Origin of the sequence: Streptomyces sp. NPDC006309 (assembly GCF_040613095.1) — a bacterium.
Lineage (GTDB): Bacteria > Actinomycetota > Actinomycetes > Streptomycetales > Streptomycetaceae > Streptomyces.
Genome location: NZ_JBEXRO010000039.1, coordinates 1 through 18704, shown reverse-complemented (window position 1 = coordinate 18704; position 18704 = coordinate 1). Strand labels below are relative to the sequence as shown.

16 protein-coding genes and 2 pseudogenes are annotated in these 18704 nt (G+C 73.7%); 11 read left to right on the top strand and 7 right to left on the bottom strand.

What is annotated here, in order from left to right:
* Positions 1 to 127: 127 nt before the first annotated feature.
* Entirely contained in the window at positions 128 to 778 is a 651-nt protein-coding gene (locus tag ABZ117_RS32200) for an NAD(P)H-dependent oxidoreductase (protein WP_356825968.1), read from the bottom strand.
* A gap of 150 nt (positions 779 to 928) precedes the next feature.
* Here ABZ117_RS32200 and ABZ117_RS32195 point away from each other — a divergent pair, with 150 nt between their 5' ends.
* Positions 929 to 1318: a helix-turn-helix domain-containing protein gene (locus tag ABZ117_RS32195; RefSeq protein WP_356825966.1), complete on the top strand. Its 390-nt coding sequence runs from the start codon at positions 929 to 931 to the stop codon at positions 1316 to 1318.
* A gap of 30 nt (positions 1319 to 1348) precedes the next feature.
* Here the strand turns inward: ABZ117_RS32195 and ABZ117_RS32190 are convergent, their stop codons facing one another.
* Entirely contained in the window at positions 1349 to 2827 is a 1479-nt protein-coding gene (locus ABZ117_RS32190; protein ID WP_356825964.1) for a glutamate-cysteine ligase family protein, read from the bottom strand.
* Positions 2828 to 3387: 560 nt separating this feature from the next.
* Here ABZ117_RS32190 and ABZ117_RS32185 point away from each other — a divergent pair.
* The 3 genes and pseudogenes from ABZ117_RS32185 to ABZ117_RS32175 all read left to right on the top strand — a co-directional run bounded on the left by ABZ117_RS32185 (position 3388) and on the right by ABZ117_RS32175 (position 6090).
* Positions 3388 to 4110: an SDR family oxidoreductase gene (locus ABZ117_RS32185; protein ID WP_356825962.1), complete on the top strand. Its 723-nt coding sequence runs from the start codon at positions 3388 to 3390 to the stop codon at positions 4108 to 4110.
* A gap of 55 nt (positions 4111 to 4165) precedes the next feature.
* A pseudogene (locus ABZ117_RS32180) lies at positions 4166 to 4498 on the top strand (pyridoxamine 5'-phosphate oxidase family protein); the annotation flags it as partial.
* A gap of 140 nt (positions 4499 to 4638) precedes the next feature.
* Positions 4639 to 6090 (top strand): WGR domain-containing protein, encoded by a 1452-nt coding sequence (locus ABZ117_RS32175; RefSeq protein ID WP_356825960.1) that lies wholly within the window; start codon positions 4639 to 4641, stop codon positions 6088 to 6090.
* Positions 6091 to 6130: 40 nt separating this feature from the next.
* Here ABZ117_RS32175 and ABZ117_RS32170 read toward each other — a convergent pair whose 3' ends face one another.
* A complete protein-coding gene (locus tag ABZ117_RS32170) occupies positions 6131 to 7714 on the bottom strand; it encodes a glycerol-3-phosphate dehydrogenase/oxidase (RefSeq protein WP_356825958.1) in 1584 nt (527 codons plus the stop codon).
* Complete coding sequence (locus ABZ117_RS32165; protein ID WP_356825956.1) at positions 7711 to 8310, bottom strand: TetR/AcrR family transcriptional regulator; 600 nt, start codon at positions 8308 to 8310, stop codon at positions 7711 to 7713. Before ABZ117_RS32165 ends, ABZ117_RS32170 begins: the two co-directional genes overlap by 4 nt.
* A gap of 106 nt (positions 8311 to 8416) precedes the next feature.
* On the opposite strand from ABZ117_RS32165, the gene ABZ117_RS32160 reads away from it, so the two are divergent.
* Entirely contained in the window at positions 8417 to 10009 is a 1593-nt protein-coding gene (locus ABZ117_RS32160; RefSeq protein ID WP_356825954.1) for an FAD-binding oxidoreductase, read from the top strand.
* A 38-nt stretch (positions 10010 to 10047) separates the two neighbouring features.
* Entirely contained in the window at positions 10048 to 10929 is an 882-nt protein-coding gene (locus ABZ117_RS32155; protein WP_356825952.1) for a diacylglycerol kinase family protein, read from the top strand.
* 94 nt (positions 10930 to 11023) lie between these two features.
* On the opposite strand, the gene ABZ117_RS32150 is transcribed toward ABZ117_RS32155, so the two are convergent.
* Positions 11024 to 11386, bottom strand: coding sequence for an STAS domain-containing protein (locus tag ABZ117_RS32150; RefSeq protein ID WP_356825950.1), 363 nt, complete (start codon positions 11384 to 11386; stop codon positions 11024 to 11026).
* Positions 11387 to 11602: 216 nt separating this feature from the next.
* Between ABZ117_RS32150 and ABZ117_RS32145 the strand changes: the two genes are divergently transcribed.
* From ABZ117_RS32145 to ABZ117_RS32130, 4 genes are all read left to right on the top strand, one after another.
* Positions 11603 to 12865: a hypothetical protein gene (locus ABZ117_RS32145; protein WP_356825948.1), complete on the top strand. Its 1263-nt coding sequence runs from the start codon at positions 11603 to 11605 to the stop codon at positions 12863 to 12865.
* Between the two features lie 147 nt (positions 12866 to 13012).
* Positions 13013 to 13981: an urea transporter gene (locus tag ABZ117_RS32140; RefSeq protein WP_356825946.1), complete on the top strand. Its 969-nt coding sequence runs from the start codon at positions 13013 to 13015 to the stop codon at positions 13979 to 13981.
* Positions 13982 to 14203: 222 nt separating this feature from the next.
* A complete protein-coding gene (locus ABZ117_RS32135; protein WP_356825944.1) occupies positions 14204 to 14566 on the top strand; it encodes a metalloregulator ArsR/SmtB family transcription factor in 363 nt (120 codons plus the stop codon).
* A gap of 218 nt (positions 14567 to 14784) precedes the next feature.
* Complete coding sequence (locus ABZ117_RS32130) at positions 14785 to 16491, top strand: LCP family protein (RefSeq protein ID WP_356825942.1); 1707 nt, start codon at positions 14785 to 14787, stop codon at positions 16489 to 16491.
* 82 nt (positions 16492 to 16573) lie between these two features.
* Here ABZ117_RS32130 and ABZ117_RS32125 read toward each other — a convergent pair whose 3' ends face one another.
* Both ABZ117_RS32125 and ABZ117_RS32120 read right to left on the bottom strand, forming a co-directional pair.
* Entirely contained in the window at positions 16574 to 17353 is a 780-nt protein-coding gene (locus ABZ117_RS32125; RefSeq protein WP_356825940.1) for a DUF1206 domain-containing protein, read from the bottom strand.
* Positions 17354 to 17492: 139 nt separating this feature from the next.
* Positions 17493 to 18362, bottom strand: a complete 870-nt coding sequence (locus tag ABZ117_RS32120; protein ID WP_356825938.1) for a class II glutamine amidotransferase — start codon at positions 18360 to 18362, stop codon at positions 17493 to 17495.
* Between the two features lie 208 nt (positions 18363 to 18570).
* On the opposite strand from ABZ117_RS32120, the pseudogene ABZ117_RS32115 reads away from it, so the two are divergent.
* Positions 18571 to 18704 (top strand): annotated as a pseudogene (locus ABZ117_RS32115) (RNA polymerase sigma factor SigF); the annotation flags it as partial.

Here is an 18704-nt window from a genome sequence, read left to right as displayed (position 1 = left end):
TGTCGACGAGGCGGTGGCCGACGCCCGCGACCACGTCCGCAACACGGCACGGAGCGGCCCCGGACCGTCGTATGCCGGTCCGGGGCCGCTCACCCGGGTGCCGCCCGGTATCCGGGCCGTCGGTCCGTCAGACCGCGAGGCGCCCCGCGAGCTGCTTGGCCCTGGCGGCGGCGGCCTCGAAGGCCTGGTCACGGGAGGCCTCGTACAGCGGGACCAGGTCGGCCATCGCCGGGTTCTTCGACGCCATCGTCAGCTCCGGCACGATGAACTCGAGGTCCAGGCCGAGGGCGTCGGCGAGGACGGCCTTGAGGTAGTTCTGCACGTACTCGTACGGCTCGCGCGGGGTGCCCGGCGCGTAGGAGCCGCCCCGGCTGGCGACGACGGTCACCGGCGTGCCCTTGGCGGACGGGTCCGGACCCCCGGTGCGGCCCATCAGGACTATGTTGTCCAGCCACGCCTTGAGGGTCGACGGAATCGTGTAGTTGTACATCGGGGCGCCGATCAGCACGGCGTCGGCCTGCTCCAGCTCCTCGATCAGCTTCACGCGCTCGGCGAAGACGGCGGCCTGCTCAGGCGTGTGCGTGGCCGGGTCGGTGAAGCCGGCGAGGTGCGACTCGGCGGTGATGTGCGGGACGGGCTGCGCCGCCAGGTCGCGGTAGATGACCGTGCCCTGCGGGTGCTCCTCCTCCCAGTGCTTGCGGAAGGCCTCCGTCACGGCGCGGGAGGCCGACGCCTGGGTCGGGAAGACGGATGAGTCGATGTGCAGCAGGGTGGCCATGAAGGTCTCCAGTAAGCGAAGCGAGGCAGCAATGAGCGAGGCAAGGCAGCCGGACACGCAGCGCCGCGGCTGACGATTCGTACGAGACTATTTCTAACACAGGGACTTACTTTTTCTCACCTCCCTACGGAGGAGTAGTACTCTGAGGTCATGGCGGACGAGAACCACGACAGTGCGGCCTGCAAGCGGGTGGACGACGGCATCACCCGCGTCTTCCAGTTGCTCGGCAAGCGCTGGAGCGGCCCGATCGTGGCCGTTCTGGTGGAACAGCCCGCGTACTTCACCGACCTGCGCCGGGCCGTCCCCGGCATCAGCGAACGCATGCTGTCCGACCGGCTCGCCGAACTCGGCGCGGCCGGACTCGTGCTGCGCGAGGTCGACGAGGGCCCGCCGCTGCGCGTCTCCTACCGGCTGACGACGGCGGGCGCGGCCCTGGAGCCCGCGCTGCGCGAGCTGGCCGAGTGGGCCAAGGTCCACCTGCCGGAGGCGTCGGCGTGCCCGGAGACCAGCCTGGAGCGGCCGTCCCGCACACGGGCCTAGAAGGCTCCTGAAGATCTTGCGGTTCCGCCCTCAGTCGACCGGCCAGGTGTGCACCGGTGCGTTCAGGTGCATGTAGTCGATGTACAGCTGGGCCATCCGCCGCAGCGCCTCGTGCCGGCCGGCGTGCGTGGCGGTGTCCAGGCGGTGGAACATCTCCTTCTGCCACACCGCCCCGTTCCGTGCCGTCACACAGCGCTGCTCGATGATCCCGAGGAGCGGCTCCCGCCACGCGTCGTCCATGCCGGAGTGCTCCAGCCCGCGGTGCGCGAGCGGCAGCAGCCGGCGCAGGACCAGCTCCGGCACCGGCACCTCGCCCATCCCGGGCCAGTACAGCAGCGCGTCGATGCCGTGCCGGGCGGCGGCGTGCAGGTTGTCCTCGGCGGCCGAGAAGGACATCCGTGACCACACCGGCCGGTCCTCCTCCACCAGGGCCCGGGTGAGCCCGTAGTAGAACGCGCCGTTGGCGAGGGTGTCGGCGACGGTCGGTCCGGCCGGCAGCACCCGGTTCTCCACCCGGATGTGCGGTACGCCGTGGGTGACGGCGTAGACCGGGCGGTTCCAGCGGTAGATGGTGCCGTTGTGCAGGGTGAGTTCGCCCAGCTCGGGGGTGTCGCCGCGGTCCAGCGTCTCCGCCGGGTCCTGCTCGTCGCACAGCGGCAGGAGGGCCGGGAAGTAGCGCAGATTTTCCTCGAACAGGTCGAAGACGCTGTTGATCCAGCGTTCCCCGAACCACACCCGGGGCCGTACCCCCTGCACCCTGATCTCCTCCGGGCGGGTGTCGGTGGCCTGCTCGAACAGCGGGACACGGGTCTCGTGCCACAGCTCCTTGCCGAACAGGAACGGGGAGTTCGCCGCCAGCGCGACCTGCACGCCGGCGATCGCCTGGGCGGCGTTCCAGTAGGGGGCGAACTCATCCGGGGACACCTGGAGGTGGAACTGCGTGCTGGTGCAGGCCGCCTCCGGGGTGATGGTGTCCGCGTAGGTGCGCAGCCGGTCGACCCCGTCGATCTCGATGCGCAGGTCCTCGCCGCGCGCCGCGAAGACCTGGTCGTTGAGGAGCCGGTAGCGGGGGTTCTCCGACAGCGCTCCCTCGCCGATGTCCTCCTGGCGCAGCGTGGGCAGGATCCCCACCGTGATCAGACGGGCGCCCACCGACCGGGCCCGCTCGTCGGCGTGGTTCAGCGCCGCCCTGATCTCCGACTCCCAGGCGTCGGGGCCGCCCGCCGTCAGCCGCCGGGGCGGGACGTTGATCTCCAGGTTGAACCGGCCCAGCTCGGTGGACCAGGCGGGATCGGAGATCGCCTCCAGCACGTCGTTGTTGCGCATCACCGGCTCGGCGCCGTCGTCCACCAGGTTCAGCTCGATCTCCAGGCCGACCTGCGGCCGCTCCGACTCGAACCGTGCCTCGCGGAGCATCAGCGCCAGCGCGTCCAGGCAGGCGTGCATCTTGATCCGGTACCGGCGGCGGTCCTCGCGGGTGAAGACGAGCGCCGGGACGTCACGCCCCATCGGCCCTCCTGGGTCCCCTCGACGGACACCTCTCCCCCCAGCCTCGCATCCCCGCGCGACCCGCACCAAGCGGGTCGCCGTCGAGCCCGCTGCCCGTCACCGCGGTTCGCCCGCCCTGGAGGGACCCGTACCGGCGGCGCCGCGCGGTTCCGTCTCACCCGCCCGGCCCTCTCGGATGGCCCGCGGGCGCCCCGCGGCGGAGGGTCTGAACCAGACCGGTCGGGTCGTTGGACGGCCGGTCCGAGGCGGGGAACGGTGCATCCATGCGCTCGGGCCGTTCCCCGCCGTTCTCCGCAGCGCGGTTCCTGCCCGGCTGTTCCCGCCCGGCCGTTCCCGCTCAGGCGTTCCTGCCCGGCTGTTCCCGCCCGGCTGTTCCAACTCAGCCGTTCTCCGCCCGGCCGTTCTCCGCCGCGCCGGGCCGCCGGGCCCCGGCCCGCGCGGCCGGTGTCGGCTCCGCTCCGCGCGCGGCGTGCGCGAACGCCGGCCGGTTGACGCTTGCAGCCGGAAACCGATCGGTTTACCGTAGCGGAAACCGATCGGTTTCCACTCGGGAGATGCACATGACTTCGATCAAGGGCTCGGTCGCCCTCGTCACCGGCGGCAGCCGCGGGCTGGGCAAGGCGCTGGTGGAGGAGCTGTACGCCCGCGGCGCCGCCAAGGTGTACGCGACGGCCCGCGACCCGCGCAGCGTCACCCACCCCGACGCCGTACCCCTGGCCCTGGAGGTCACCGACCCCCGGTCCGTCGAGGCCGCGGCGCAGCAGGCGCAGGACGTCACCGTCCTGGTCAACAACGCCGGGGTCCTGCTCGGCGCCACCTCCTTCCTCGACGCCCCGGTCGACGACGTACGCCGGGAGTTCGAGACCAACTTCTACGGCCCCCTCCTGGTCACCCGGGCCTTCGTGCCGGTCATCGAGCGCAACGGCGGCGGCCACCTCCTCAACGTCCACTCCGTGCTGTCCTGGCTCGGCGTCGCCGGCTCCTACAGCGCCACCAAGGCGGCACTGTGGTCCCAGACCAACTCCCTGCGACTGGAGCTGAGTCCGCGGGGCATCGGCGTCACCGGACTGCACGTCGGCTACCTCGACACCGACATGGCCGCACACGTCGACGCGCCCAAGTCCAGCCCCCGGGACGTCGCCGCACTGGCGCTGGCCGGCGTCGAGTCCGGGGCGTACGAGGTGCTGGCGGACGATGTCAGCCGACAGGTCAAGGCTGCCCTCTCCGGCGATCTGGCGGCGCTTTACCCGCAGTTGACGGACCAGGGCGTCTCGCGAAAGTGAGGAGCGTTCACAACGTCCATGAAGTCGCGGGAAGGCCAAGGGCATCGCTCACGGCATGACGCAACGACCCGCGCCTTGCCCACTGTCCGACGACGACCTCTCCAACCTGCTCGGCAAGCAGCAGTTCGGCACGCTCGCCACCGTCAGGCCCAGTGGCCACCCCCACCTGACCACCATCGTGTACAGCCGGCACCCCGAGGCCCGCGTTCCGCGGTTCTCGACGCCGGCCGACCGCGTCAAGGCCGGGCACCCGCGACGCGACCCGCGTGCGGCGCTGCACGTCCAGGGCGGCGACGTGTGGTCGTTCGCCGTCGCCGTGGCCGAGGGCGAGGCCGGGGTCTCCGGGATCACGACGGTTCCCGGCGGCGCGGTCGGTCGGGAACTGCTCGAAAGGGCCGTGGGCGACGTCGGACGCGTCGAGCCGGTGCGGCCCACGGGGCGGGGTGATTGTCAGTGGGGCCCTCTACCGTGTGGAGCAGTGAGGACCTGCGGGAACGGCCGCGGTCCGTCCTGGGGGAGGGGGCTGCCATGTCCACGGCGTGCACCGTGTCGACGACGTATCTGGAGCTGTCGCAGGAGGGCGAGGGTGCCCACAAGTTCTACGAGGTGACCGTCGACGGACTGGTGGTGACCGTGCGGTACGGCCGGATCGGCGCCGCCGGGCAGACGCAGACGACGGCGTTCGCGACGGCGGAGAAGGCGCGGGCCGCCGCGGCGAGGAAGGTGGGGGAGAAGGTCCGCAAGGGATACGCCCCGGCCGTACCGGGACAGCGCGCCCCGCGCGCGGTGACCCGCCGTCAGGTCAGCTCGGCCCCGTCCACGGCGCGGGCGGTGGCGCCCGTGCTGTGGCGGTTCCGCACCGGCTCCGCCGCGTTCGGCATCCATGTCGACGACGAGCGCTGCTGGGTGGGCAACCAGGCGGGTGACGTCTACACGCTGGACCACGAGGGCGCAGTCCTGGCCCGGTTCGGCCTGCCGGACGGCGTCAAGTGCCTGGTCGCCGACGACTTCTGGATCTACGCGGGCTGCGACGACGGCACGGTGTACGACCTCTCCTCGAAACTGCCCTTCGCCGCCTATGACATAGCCGCCGACGTGGACATCTTCTGGCTGGACATCCACGAGGGCGTCCTGGACGTCTCGGACCGCGCGGGCAGACTGACGGTCATCGACCACGAGGACGAACACCAGTGGTCCCGCCGCAGCCAGGGCGAGCACGCGTGGATGGTCCGGGCCGACGACCGGGCCGTCTACCACGGCCACCAGCGGGGCGTCACCGCCTACGCGCCCGACGGCGGCGGGGAACTGTGGCACACCCCCACCCGGGGCGGCGTGCTCTTCGGCTGGCAGGAGGAGCACGCCGTGTACGCGGGCACCGCGCACCGGGTGGTCCAGCGGCTGTCCAAGGAGACCGGCGCCATCGAGGCGACGTACGCGTGCGACGGCAGCGTGTACTCGTGCGCCACCTCGCCCGGCGGCCGGTTCGTCTTCGCCGGTGACGCCGCGTCGTCCGTGTACTGCTTCGACCAGGACGGCAGGCGCCTGTGGAAGCTGGGCACGGGCAGCGGTTCGGCGCTGTCGATGCAGTACCACGACGAGCGGTTGTACCTGGTGACCACGGACGGGTCGCTAGTCTGCGTGGACGCGAGCGAGGCGGCGGTCTCCGCGGCCCAGCAGGGCACGGTGCCGGTGGTCCGGGACGTCAAGCTCGCCGCCGCCCTGCCGACGTACGCGCCGGCCACGGCCGTGAGCGCGGTGGCCACGGTCGCCCAGGCGCCGGCCGGTGCGGTGGTGGTCGAGTGCGTGCGGGAGGCCGGCCGGGTCCGGGTCCACGTGCTCTCCGACGGCTACGACTCCTCCTGGAACGTCCAGTTCCCCCGCGCGATACGGGAGCCCGGCGCGCGGTACGTCGTCGACGCCCTGCACCCCGCGGCGGGCGGCTTCTACCGGGTCCGGGGCGACATCCGGCGCCTGCTCTGACAGCCCCGGCCGTACCGGGCCGGGTGCCGGGCCCGCCGGGTCAGGGGCGCGTGGTCGCCGTCCGTTCCAGGATCTCCCGTGCCACGGGGAGCGCGTCGGCGCGGTCCGCGGGGACCAGGCCGATGCGGGTGCGGCGGTCCAGCAGGTCCGACTCGTCGAGGGCCCCCTCGTGCTCGACCGCCCAGCGCAGCTCCGCCCGGGTCACGGGATGGCCGGGCAGGACCGGCTCGGCCAGGCCGGGGTCCCGCACGGCGAGGGCGTGCACGGCCGCGGCCTCGGTGCCGTAGCGGCGTACCAGGTCCGGGGGCGCGGACAGGGCCCGCAGCCGGCCGGGGGCGGCGGCGCCGACCAGCGGCAGCCCGGCGGTGGGGGAGGGGCCCGTACGCAGCCCGCGCGCCGCCACCGCGGCGTCCACCGCGTCCTGCGCCATCCGCCGGTAGGTGGTGAGCTTGCCGCCGACCACCGTGGTGACACCGTCGGCCGAGGTCAGTACGGCATGCCGGCGCGAGATGTCGGAGGTGCGGGCCGGTGCGCCGTCCCGGCCGCCGGATTTGGAGGTGTCCAGCAGCGGGCGCAGTCCGGCGAACGCGCCGACGACCTCGTCCCGGGCCACGGGGGTGTCCAGGACGGAGCCGAGCACGTCCAGGAGGAAGCCGATGTCGGTCTCGGGGACCTCCGGCACGTCCGGGATGCCGCCCTGGACCGGCTCGTCGGTGAGGCCGACGTAGACCCGGCCGTCGCCCTGGGGCAGGACCAGCACGAAGCGGTTGGTCTCCCCGGGGACCGGGACGTGCAGGCCGGCCGGGAGGGCGCCGAGCCGCTGCGAGCGCAGGACCAGGTGGGTGCCGCGGGACGGCCGTACGCGGATGCCGTCGGCGAGGGTGCCCGCCCACACCCCGGTGGCGTTGATCACGGCGCGGGCCCTGATCTCGCCCTCCTCACCGGTGCGTTCGTCCCGGATCCGGGCGCCCGTGCCGGTCAGCTCCAGCGCCCGCACCCGGGTCAGCACCCGGGCGCCGTGCGCGGCGGCCGTGCGGGCCAGGGCGGTCACCAGGCGGGCGTCGTCGGTCACCCTGCCGTCCCAGGACAGCAGTCCGCCGCGCAGTCCGGCCGCGCGGACCGAGGGCGCCAGGTGCCGGGCCTCCGTCCCCGACAGCCGGCGGGGCGCGGGCAGCACCTGGCGTGGGGTCCGGGCGGCCAGCCGCAGCACGTCCCCGGCGCGGAACCCGGCCCACGCCAGCGAGGCCTGGGCCCTGGACACCAGTGGGGTGAGCGGCAGCACGAACGGCTGGGCGGCCACCAGGTGCGGGGCGGTGCGGGTCATCAGGATGCCGCGTTCGACCGCGCTCTCGTGCGCTACGTCGAACTGGGCGGAGGCGAGGTAGCGCAGCCCGCCGTGGATGAGCTTGGAACTCCAGCGGGAGGTGCCGAAGGCCAGGTCGTGGGCGTCGACCGCGACGACGTCCAGTCCGCGGGCCGCCGCGTCCAGGGCGGCTCCGGCCCCGGTGGCGCCCAGCCCGACGACCAGGACGTCGGCCGTCCGGCCGTCCGCGGCCTCGGCCAGTTCCCGGCCGCGCCGGTGTGCACTCAGGGACGAGCCGGGCGCGGCCTCGGTGTGGCTCATGGCGTCAGGGTCCTCTCCAGGAGGGTGCGCAGTTCACCGAGGAACGCGGCGGAGTCCAGCTCCGGGTCGTCCTCGTCGGTCATCGTGCGCAGGGACAGGGTGAAGGACTGCACGGTCAGCAGCAGGGCGCGGGCCTGCCGTTCGGTGTGGCCGGGCCGGACGGACCCGTCCGCCTGCCCCTCGCGCAGGGCGTCGGCCAGCAGCGCGAGCAGTGCTTCCTGGCTGGCGCCGCGCCGGTCGAGCACGTAGGGGAGGAGCAGTTCGGGGTCGACGTCGATGATCTTCCGGAAGAGGGGGTGCGCCCGGAAAGCCTCGACCCCCCTCACCAGTCCGTCCACGATCCGGGTGCGGGTGGCGGTGCCGGGGGAGGGCTCCGGCATCGCCCGGCCGGCCACGTCGATCCACTCGCGGGTCATCAGGTCACCCACCAGGCTCCGCAGGTCGGGCCAGCGCCGGTAGAGAGTCATCCGGGAGACGCCGGCGCGCCGGGCGACGTCGGCGAGGGTGGTGCGCCGTACCCCGACGGCCAGCACACAGTCGCGTACCGCATCGAGGACGTGATCGCTGTCCGAACCGTTGTGACGAATAGGCGTCATGTGTCACAGTGTAACGCCCCGGGGGTCGGACGGAGGCGGTCCGTGCCCCGGGACGGCGGCCGAGCCGCGCGAACCGAGCACACCGACCCGTGAGGACGACCGATCAATGGACATGCTGTGGAACGGCTGGGGCGATCCGGCCAAGGCGGCACCGCTGCCCGAGACGGTGACCGGCCTGCTGCGCGACCTGCTCGGCGTCACACCCCGCACCACACCCGCCCCCGCCCTCGCGGACGTCCGTCCGCCCGCCCCCACGGCCGCCCCCGCCGCGCTGCGGGCGCTCGCCCGCGCTGCCGGCGGCGAGGAACACGTCCGCACCGATGCGGAGACCCGCGTCCGCCACACCCGCGGCAAGTCCACCCCCGACCTGCTGCGCGTCCGCGCCGGCGACCTCTCCGACATCCCGCAGGCCGTCGTCCTGCCGGGCAGCCACGACGAGGTCCTCGCCGTGCTGCGCACCTGCGCCGCGCACGGCCTGGCCGTCGTCCCCTTCGGCGGCGGCACCTCGGTCGTCGGCGGACTCGCCCCCCAGCGCAGCGCGTTCGTCGCCCTGGACCTGCGCCGCCTGAACCGCCTGCTCGACCTGGACCCCGTCTCGCGCACCGCCGTCCTCCAGCCCGGCCTGCGCGGCCCCGAGGCAGAGGCGCTCCTCGCCGGACAGGGCTTCACCCTCGGCCACTTCCCGCAGTCCTTCGAATGGGCCACCATCGGCGGTTTCGCCGCCGCCCGCTCCAGCGGCCAGGCCTCCGCCGGCTACGGCCGCTTCGACGAGATGGTCCTCGGCCTGACCCTGGCCACCCCCGAGGGCACCATCGAGACCGGCCGCGCCCCCCGCTCCGCCGCCGGACCCGACCTGCGCCAGCTGATCCTCGGCTCCGAGGGCGCCTTCGGCGTCATCACCTCCGTCACCGTACGGATCCGCCCGCTGCCGCAGACCCGGGTGTACGAGGGTTGGCGCTTCCGCTCGTTCCAGGAGGGTGCCACGGCGCTGCGCCGGCTCGCCCAGGACGGCCCCCGCCCGACCGTGCTCCGCCTGTCCGACGAGACCGAGACGCTCATCGGGCTCGCCCAGCCCGACGCGATCGGCGCCGGCCCGGGACACAGCGACGCCGGATGCCTCGCGATCACCGGCTACGAGGGGACGGCCGAGGACACCGCGTGGCGCCGGGAGCGGGCGGCGGCCGTCCTGACGGACTGCGGCGGCTCCCCCGCCGGCACCGAACCCGGCGACCGCTGGGCGCACGGCCGCTACTCCGCGCCCTACCTGCGCGACGCCCTGCTCGACGCCGGCGCCTTCGCCGAGACGCTGGAGACCGCGGCGTTCTGGTCCCGGATCCCCGGCCTGTACACGGCCGTCCGCACCGCCCTCACCGACACCCTCACCCAGGCGGGCACCCCGCCCCTGGTGATGTGCCACATCTCCCACGTGTACGAGAACGGCGCCTCGCTGTACTTCACCGTCGTCAGCGCCCAGGGCGAGGACCCGGTGGCGCACTGGTCGCCCGCCAAGCACGCCGCCAACGAGGCCGTACTCGCCGCCGGGGGCACCATCTCCCACCACCACGGGGTCGGCACCGACCACCGCGACTGGTACGTCCGCGAGGCGGGCCCCCTCGGCGTCTCGGCCCTGCGCGCCGTCAAACACCGCCTCGACCCCGACGGGGTCCTCAACCCGGGTGTCCTGCTGCCCACCGACTGACCCCACCGATCCGACCGCCTGCCTCGAAAGGCACACCGATGCGACAGTTCACCGCCGTCGTCAATCCCACCGCCGGCGGCTCCACCGGGGCGGCGACCCTGCTCCACCTGGCCCGGCTGCTCCGCGAGGCCGGCGCCGGCCTGGACACCGAGTACAGCCACAGCCTCGCCCACGCCCAGGACATCGCCCGCACCGCCGGTGAGCGGGGCCGCGTCGTCCTCGCCGTCGGCGGTGACGGCATCGCCGGCGGCATCGGCGGCGCGCTCAGCGGCACCGGCACCGTACTGGGGCTCGTCCCCGCCGGACGCGGCAACGACTTCGCCCGCGCGTTGCGCCTGCCCGCCGACCCGGCCGCACTCGCCGGCATCCTGCTGCACGCCGAACCCCGGCCCGTCGACACCATCGAGGTGGAATCGGCCGTCCACCAGCGCACCGTCGTCCTGGGCAGCGTGTACGCCGGGGTCGACGCCGAGGCCAACCGGCACGCCAACAACGCCCGGCTGCTGCGCGGCGCCGCCTCCTACTACGCCGGAGGCCTGCGCGCCGTCACCACCTGGCGGCCGGCCGGCTTCCGCGTCACCGTGGACGGCACCGAGCACATCCACCGCGGTTACACCGTCGTCGCCGCCAACTCCCCCTACTACGGCTCCGGCCGGCTCATCGCGCCGGACGCACGGGTCGACGACGGGCTGCTCGACATCGTCATGATCCGCGACGCGCCGCGCCGGCTCTTCTTCACGCTCATGAACGAACTCAGGACGGGCGCCCACGTGCACCGCCCCGAAGTGCGCGTCCTGCGCGGCCGGGAATTGCGCATCGAGGCCGACCGGCCCGTCCCCTACGGCGCCGACGGCGAGGTGGAGGCCGTCCTCCCGGTGACGCTGCGGGTCCGCCCTGCGGACCTGCGGGTGCTGTACTGACTCCCGTCCCGACCGGCTTCCGCGCGAGTGGAGTCGAGCGGGCCGCGGGCGACCGCCTCCGGCCCGGCCGGCGCCCCGCCCGTCCCGGCGTCGTTCAGTCTTGTAGGGCGTCGCTGACGCTCGGGTAGCAGGGGATGAGAGTGGTCAGGCCCACGATCTCCAGGGTGCGCAGGACGGTGCTGCGGACGCCGGCCAGGCGCAGCCAGCCGACCGGTTCATGGGCCTGGTGGGCGCCGATGAGGACGTTGATGCCACTGGAGTCCATGAACGCCACGCCGCTGAAGTCCGCGACGGTACGCGCCGGCTCAGCGGGGTCCTCGGGCGTCAGGGCCCGGCGGAGCACGCCTGAGGTGTGATGGTCGACCTCGCCGCGCACCGTGACCACGGTGACACCGTCAACGGCGGCCCGATCGACCGACAACCGGTCCGCTTCCGTCTCTTCGTTCGTGTCTGCCACGTGTTCCTCGTCCACGCTCGCCGATCCGTGCCCAAAGCTTTTCTCTCCCGAGGCTGCCCCGGATCGCACAGAGGATGCGGGCCGGCCCCCCGGCCGTCCGGCGCCGAGGTGCCGAGTCCCCTACAACCTCGGGAGTCTCTGATGTGTCCAGCACACGACGACCGGGCCCACGCGGCCCGGGCACCGCCTTTTCCCGTCCTGACGAGAGGCCCCACCGTGCGCTCACCCCTGCGCCCCGCGGCAGCGGCGATGACCGCCGCGATCGCCATCGGCGTCCCCGCCCTCGCCGCGCCCTTGGCGCACGCCGACGACCTCGCCCCCGACCTGGTGGTCTCCACCTTGCCGGCCGCATCTCCCGAGCCCGGCGAGGTCTACGACCGGAGCGTCACCGTCACCAACAAGGGCACGGCCCCCGCGGACGGTGTCACCTTCCGGATCCGGCTCACCCGCGGCCTCGACTTCCCCCAGCACACCGACGGCTGTACGTACTCGACCGTCACCGACCACGTCCGGCAGGCCCTGTGCGAACTGGACGCGGTCGTCCAGCCCGGTGCCACCCTCACCACGCCCGTGCGCTTCAAGGCCCTGCCCGAGGCCCTGATGGAAGCCGTCGAGTACGGCACCGGCCCCACCGGCGAGGCCCCGGGCGAGGGCTTCGGCGACAGCTACCGGCGGCTGACCCTGACCGCGGACAACACGGCCGACCTGGCGGCGCGGGGAGAGCGCGTGACGGGCGCTCGAGGCAGCCGCGTCACCGTCACCGCGACCCTGCGCAACAACGGCCCCGGCTGGATCCAGAACCAGGACAGCGACGACCAGCCGGCCCTGATGGTGCGGATCCCGCCGGGCACCGTCGCCAGGGAACTGCCCGGGGACTGCGCGCCGTTCGGGATCGACGGCCCGACCGGTCCCTCGGAGCCGGGCCGCCCGCGCTACGTGTGCCGGCCCGCCGGCCACACCATCGACGTCGGCCGGCCCCTCGACTACACCTTCGTGCTGGAGATCGGGAAGACGGCACGGGACACCCAGGGGGAGGTGACGGCAAGCTCGGTGTACGGCATCCACCCGGCGTTCGACAAGAACCCCGCGAACGACACCGCACTCCTCGCCGTCGACGTACCCGGCGGCGGTGAGCCGGGCACGAGCACCTCCGGCGGCACCACGACCGGTGCCACCGCGTCCGGCGGCACGACGTCCGGCGGCACCGCGTCCGGCGGGGACGCGGGCAGCGGCGGCACCGGCACGGGGGGCCAGGGCAACGACCCGCACGGCTGGTCGACCGGCACCACCGGCACGTCCGGTACCTCGGGCAGCTACGGATCGGCGTCGACGACCGCCGGTACGGGTGCGGGGACCGGCGGCACCCTCGCGGCGACGGGCAGTGACGGCATGCCGCCGCTGGTCACCGCCGCGGTGGGTGCGACCGCCCTCGGCGGCCTGGTGCTGGCGGCCGTACGCCGCCGGAACACCACCAGGTGACCGCTGCCGCCCCGACGACTGCCTCCGGTGCCCTCTCGACAGCCAGTACCGCATGACGGAATATGGCTGCCGCACAGCGGAAAGAGAGGGTGGGGCGTGCGGCGGTCTGACGTTGTCCGATGGTGGGGTCGGAAGCACGGTGCGGGCATGTGGCGGTCGCTGCTGCGCGGCCCGGCGCAGGTGCTGTTCCTGGCCGACGCGCGCACGGGCGCCGTCGTCTGTCTCGCCCTGGGCGCGGCGGACTGGCGGTACGGCGCCTACGCGCTGGGCGGCGCCGCCCTCGGTACCGGCACCGCACGCCTGCTCCAAGTGGCCCGCGACCGGGTGGAGACGGGTCTGGAGGGCTTCAACTCCTGTCTGGTCGCGCTGTGTTTCGCGGTGCTGCTCGAACCAGGCCGGCTGTCCTCGGTGCTGCTCGCCGCCGCGGGCTGCGCCGTCGTCACCGTCGTCACCGCGGCCGTCGTGCGGCTGCTGCGCGTCGGGCACCTGCCGTCGCTGACCCTGCCGTACTGCCTGCTGGCGAATGCGGTGACCGTCGCCGCGCCGGCCTTCCGGCGGATCTGGCCGCACGGCGACAGCCTCGCCGCGCTGCCGCGCGCCGCCTCCGGGCCGACCGCGCTGCGCCCGGGCGACCTGTGGCGGGGGTTCTTCCGCAACCTGTCCCAGGTCTTCCTCCTCGACGAGTGGTACGTCGGAGCGCTGCTCCTGGCCGGTCTCTTCCTGGCGAGCCGGCTGCTGGGGCTGGTGGCCTGCGCGGGCAGCGCGACGGGCATCCTGACGGCCTGGGCGCTCGGGGCACCGGCACCCCGGATCGCCGACGGCACGATGGGCTACAACGCGGTACTGGTGGCCCTCGCCCTGTGCGGCGTGTTCCTGGCCGCGGCCCCGGCCACGCTGCCGTACGCGCTGCTGGGCGCGGCCACGGCGACCGCCCTGACGCCGGCCGTCGCCCATCTCCTCGCCCCGTCCGGCGGTCACGTGTTCACCTGGCCGTTCGTGCTGACGACGCTCGCGTTCCTCACCGCCGCCCGTTCCTTTCCCCGGCTGACCGGCGGGGCCGCCCAGGCCGGCGAGGCCGCTCTGCGGCGGAGGGGGAGTCCGGCGCCGGCCGCGTGAGCGAGCGCCGATCCCGGCCCGGGTGCGCGCGGGGCCGACGGCGCCGCGCCGGCCTGCGGACGGGGCGGGGCGTCGTGTGCCGAGTGCGGCGAGGTGCCGGGCTCGGGTTGTCGGGGGCTGGTCGCGCGGTTTCCCGCGTCCCTTCGGGTCGGGCGCGTTGTGCCGCCTACACTGGGTGTGCGGGCGGACGTCGGCTGTGACGGATGCGGGACGGAGCGGGCTGTGACGGAGCGGGCCGGGGGACACGACGATCCGCCCGCGGACGTGCTCGCCGAGGCCGCCGCCGCGTTCGGACTCCTCGCCTCCCCGTCCCGGCTGCACCTGATGTGGGCCCTGTCGCAGGGCGAGAGCGACGTCACGCGTCTCGCCCGCCGGGTGGGCGGAGCGCTGCCCGCCGTCAGCCAGCACCTGGCGAAGCTGAAGCTCGCCGGACTGGTCCGCGCACGCCGCGACGGCCGGCGGCAGGTCTACTACATAGACGATCCGGACGTGGTGACCCTCGTCCGGGTCATGCTGGGCCAGCTGACCGCACGCTCGCGGCCCGCCTCCGCCCCGGTGTCCCGCCTGCGCCGCACCGGCGGCTGAGCATCCCGCCCCTCGCCGGATGGGGCGGTGCCATGAGATGCCTCACCTGTGAATCGCGTGTGGATCTGTGCGGTTCCGGCCACGGCTTTGTTAGATTGCGCAACTACGCAATCGAGAGGGCACAGCACCTCTCGCCTGCCCGTACACCGCCGCGTACGCCCGGCCGTCCCCAGGACGGACCGGCCCGCGACAGGCCCGACCGTTCAGGGGAGTGGGAAATGAGCGACCCGTGGGACGGGCCGGCCGGCCAGGCCACGCGCCGCCGCGGCGACGGGGTGCCCGGGCAGCGCACGGCCGGACCCGACGCGCCGGGCGGCCGGGCCGCGGTCCGGGCGGCCGCCTCCGGCCCGCGCGAGGGTACGCGCTCCCGCCGCGTCCGCCCGGTGCGCCGCGGCCGACGGGCCCTGAAGATCCTCGGGGTCTGCCTGTCCACCCTCATCCTGATCACCGCCGGTGCCGGCTGGTGGTTCTACCAGCACCTGAACGGCAACATCCACAGCATCGCCCTGGACGGCAAGGGCGGCGCCGAGCAGGCCGACGCCTTCGGCCGGACGCCCATCAACATCCTCGTCATGGGCTCCGACGGCCGGACCAGCAAGACCGACTGCTCCCTGGGCGGCGGCTGCTCCCGAACGGGAGTGCAGACCGGCAGCAACGCCGACGTGGAGATGGTGCTGCACATATCGGCCGACCGCTCCAACGCCACCGTGATGAGCATCCCCCGGGACACCATCACCAGGGTCCCGGCCTGCAAGGACAGCGAGACCGGCAAATCCACGTCCGGGTACTACGGGCAGGTCAACAGCGCGCTCCAGTACGGCCCCGCCTGTCAGGTGGCCACCGTCCACCGGCTCACCGGCATCCCCGTCGACCACTTCGTCAAGCTCGACTTCTCCGGCGTGGTGAAGATGTCCGACGCGGTCGGCGGTGTCTCCGTCTGCGTCAACGCCGACGTCTACGACACGTACTCCCACCTGAAGCTCTCCAAGGGCACGCACACCCTCAAGGGTGTCGCGGCCCTGGAATTCGTCCGCTCCCGGCACGGCTTCGGGGACGGCAGTGACCTGGGCCGTACGATCTCCCAGCACATCTTCCTCAGCGCGATGATCCGCAAGTTCAAGAGCGCGGGCACCCTCACCGACCCCAGCGCGGTGTACGGGCTCGCCGACGCCGCCACCAAGGCGCTGACCGTGGACGACGGCCTGGGCTCCGTGAAGAGGCTGATCGCGCTCGCGGGCGACGTCAACAAGGTCCCGGCCAAGCGGATCACCTTCGCCACGATGCAGACGGCACCCGACCCGGACGACGACAACCGGGTGGTGGTCGGCCCGGGCGCGAAATCCCTGTTCGCCAGCATCGCCCATGACCAGTCCCTCAGCACCGGCTCCGGCGGCAAGTCCGCGGTGGCCCCCGCGACCGCCACAGCCACAGCCACAGCCACGGCCTCCGCCGTACCCGCGTCCGACATCGCCGTGACGGTGGAGAACGGCACCCGCGTCACCGGCCGCGCCTCCGCCGTGGCGGACGCCCTCACCGAGCAGGGCTTCGGCACCGGTACGACCACGGGCAACGCCCCGACCCCCGCCACCAGCACCACCCTCACCTACGGCACCGGCCGGAAGGCGGCCGCGCAGACCGTCGCCAAGGCACTCGGCCTGCCCGCCTCCCACCTCAAGCAGGGCACGGGCAGCGGCCTGACCCTGGTCGTGGGCGCCGACTGGACCAGCGGCAAGGACTACCCCGGCGGCTCCTCCGCGCCCGCCGACACCGGCGCCGCCGTCTCCCACGCCCACGCCTCCACCGCCGACCAGGCCAAGACCTGCGCCAAGGTCAGCCCCTACAGGACGGTCACCCTGCACGGCGTCTCCATGACGCCGTCCCAGGCGTACGCGGCGGCCCGGAACAAACCCGACTCCGACGGCTGAGCGGCACGCAAGGACGCGTCGCGGTCGTCGTGGGTCTGTTCCGGGCCGGCGGAGATGTTCGGCCGGGCAGGGCCCGGCGGGGTCAGATCCTGCGCCAGCGGGCCACGAACCAGGAGAAGACGCCGAAGGCGGCCAGGCCGAGCGCGATCAGGGCGAGGAGCCACGGCCCGGCCGGCAGATCCCGGAACGAGCGCAGGGTGTCGTCCATGCCCTTGGCCCTGCCGGGCTGGTGCTGGACGGCCGCGACGATCGCGAACACCCCGGCGACGGCGAAGACGATGCCGCGTGCCGCGCCGCCCGTGACCCCCAGGACGTCGGTCACCCGCTCGGTCCGCTGCGACATCTCGCCGGTCCGCAGCCGCTTGCGGAACTTCTTCCGCACGGCCTGGACGGCGATCCACAGCCCGGCGATCACCACGCCGACGCCCGCGATCCCGACGAGCCACTCACCGGCCGGCCACTTCAGCACCATCGCGGTGACGTCGTCGGTGTGCTGGTCGGAGGAGCCGCTGCCGCTGCCCTTGTCGCCCGCCGCGTAGGACAGCACGGAGTAGGACACGAAGGCGTAGAAGACGAACCGGCCCGCGGACGCCGCCCGCTTGGTCAGCTTCGTCCCGTCCGGACCCGCCGCGCCGACCACCGCCTCGGACAGCCGCCACAGCGCCATGCCGGCGAGCGCGATGCCCACGATCCACAGCATCGCCGAACCGAGCGGCTTGCCCGCCAGCTCCGTGAGGGCACCCCCGCGGTCGGCCTGTTTCCCGCCGCCCCCACCGCCGAAGGCGATCTGGAGCGAGATGACGCCCACCAGAACGTAGATGAGCCCACGGGCGGCGAAGCCTGCCCGGCCCGCCATGGCCATCGCCGTACTGTCGGCCGCGCGCCGGGCCCCGAACCGTCCATGCACTGCCCACGAGTGTGTCCCCATACATCGCCGATGCCCCCGCGTCCCGGTACGACACCTGACACCTGGCCGCCGCCCCCGGCGGTGGGGGGCGGCGCTACTTCGACCGCTGCGAGGCGGCGGCGGCGGGCCGCAGGTCGGCGAGAGTGAGGGGACGGGCCGGTGGGTCGGACAGCGCGGTCCGGGACGTGATCCGCCCCTGCCCGTCGACGTGCAGCAGCTCGCCGGGGTCCATGAGCCGCCAGTGCGGGTTCTCGTCCATGGGCTCGCTCGCCACGACGACGGAGGGCCGGTCGCTCAGGGCCGCCGAGTGCACGCGCAGCCGGCCGTGGCGGCCGGAGTGGTCGAGATGCCGCGACCCGTGACGCCCGCCGGCCGCACGTGGGAGGACGTACAGCTCGTGGGTGGCCGGATAGCGCAGGGCCCACAGCTCCTCAGCGGTGACGACGATGATGTTGAGGGCGTACAGGGGGAGGTGCCCGGCCGCCCAGCGCGCCGCGGAGACGATGCCGGCGGACACGTCACCCCCGTGCGCCGCGGTCTCCCGGGTCACCAGCGCGAAGAAGCGCTCGGAGTCGGTGTCGCCGTGCACCAGGGAACGGTCCTCGCCCAGGTGCCGGTCGAGTTCCTCGAGGCCCTCGATCACGCCGTTGTGCGCGAACAGCCGCCCGTCCTGTGCGAAGGGGTGGGTGTTGCGCACGTCCAGGCCCCCGGTCGAGGCGAAACGGATGTGGGCGAGGAAGGTGGCCGACTCCACCTCCCGGGCCTCCTGGGCGAAGACCCGGTCCTCGTAGGCGGCGATCGGTGCCTTGTGCACCTTCGGCGTGCCGTCCCCGGCGAAGTAGCCGAGACCGGTGCCGTCGGGTTCCCGGTGGCTCTGCGCGTCGAGGCTGTCCGGCGCGTCCAGCAGCCAGAACGTGGCGTTCGTGCGCGCGGGGGAACTGCTCAGCCCGAAAAGGCGGCACACGGCACCCTCCTCCGTCTCGTCCCGCCCGGGAGATCCACGGCCGGACGGCCATGGTCCCGCGCCCGGCGCCGCCCCGCACGCGACGCGCGCGGCGGACGGTCCGCCGGCATCGCGCAAAAAAAACAGGTGTGTATGCCGAGCGACCGGGTAGACGCGGCTTCGTCGACCGGTGACCAGCACCTATGGAACGATTCGGGAGGGGAACACCATGACGACGCTCACCGTGGCCCAGGACGGGAAGACGGCCGTCGGGCTGCCGGAGGTCGCGGATCCCACGGCTGTGGCTCCTCGGGATGCGCGGGAGTTGTCGAAGGTGTTCTTCGATCAGCTGGCGGTGCTGGA

Excerpts from the sequence above, each read along its gene's own strand:
- ABZ117_RS32200 (WP_356825968.1), bottom strand. The coding sequence starts at position 778 with ATGGCCACCCTGCTGCACATCGACTCATCCGTCTTCCCGACCCAGGCG.
- ABZ117_RS32190 (WP_356825964.1), bottom strand. The coding sequence starts at position 2,827 with ATGGGGCGTGACGTCCCGGCGCTCGTCTTCACCCGCGAGGACCGCCGC.
- ABZ117_RS32175 (WP_356825960.1), top strand. The coding sequence starts at position 4,639 with ATGTCCACGGCGTGCACCGTGTCGACGACGTATCTGGAGCTGTCGCAG.
- ABZ117_RS32140 (WP_356825946.1), top strand. The coding sequence starts at position 13,013 with ATGTGGCGGTCGCTGCTGCGCGGCCCGGCGCAGGTGCTGTTCCTGGCC.
- ABZ117_RS32160 (WP_356825954.1), top strand. The coding sequence starts at position 8,417 with ATGGACATGCTGTGGAACGGCTGGGGCGATCCGGCCAAGGCGGCACCG.
- ABZ117_RS32195 (WP_356825966.1), top strand. The coding sequence starts at position 929 with ATGGCGGACGAGAACCACGACAGTGCGGCCTGCAAGCGGGTGGACGAC.
- ABZ117_RS32155 (WP_356825952.1), top strand. The coding sequence starts at position 10,048 with ATGCGACAGTTCACCGCCGTCGTCAATCCCACCGCCGGCGGCTCCACC.
- ABZ117_RS32165 (WP_356825956.1), bottom strand. The coding sequence starts at position 8,310 with ATGACGCCTATTCGTCACAACGGTTCGGACAGCGATCACGTCCTCGAT.
- ABZ117_RS32185 (WP_356825962.1), top strand. The coding sequence starts at position 3,388 with ATGACTTCGATCAAGGGCTCGGTCGCCCTCGTCACCGGCGGCAGCCGC.
- ABZ117_RS32170 (WP_356825958.1), bottom strand. The coding sequence starts at position 7,714 with ATGAGCCACACCGAGGCCGCGCCCGGCTCGTCCCTGAGTGCACACCGG.
- ABZ117_RS32125 (WP_356825940.1), bottom strand. The coding sequence starts at position 17,353 with ATGGCCATGGCGGGCCGGGCAGGCTTCGCCGCCCGTGGGCTCATCTAC.
- ABZ117_RS32130 (WP_356825942.1), top strand. The coding sequence starts at position 14,785 with ATGAGCGACCCGTGGGACGGGCCGGCCGGCCAGGCCACGCGCCGCCGC.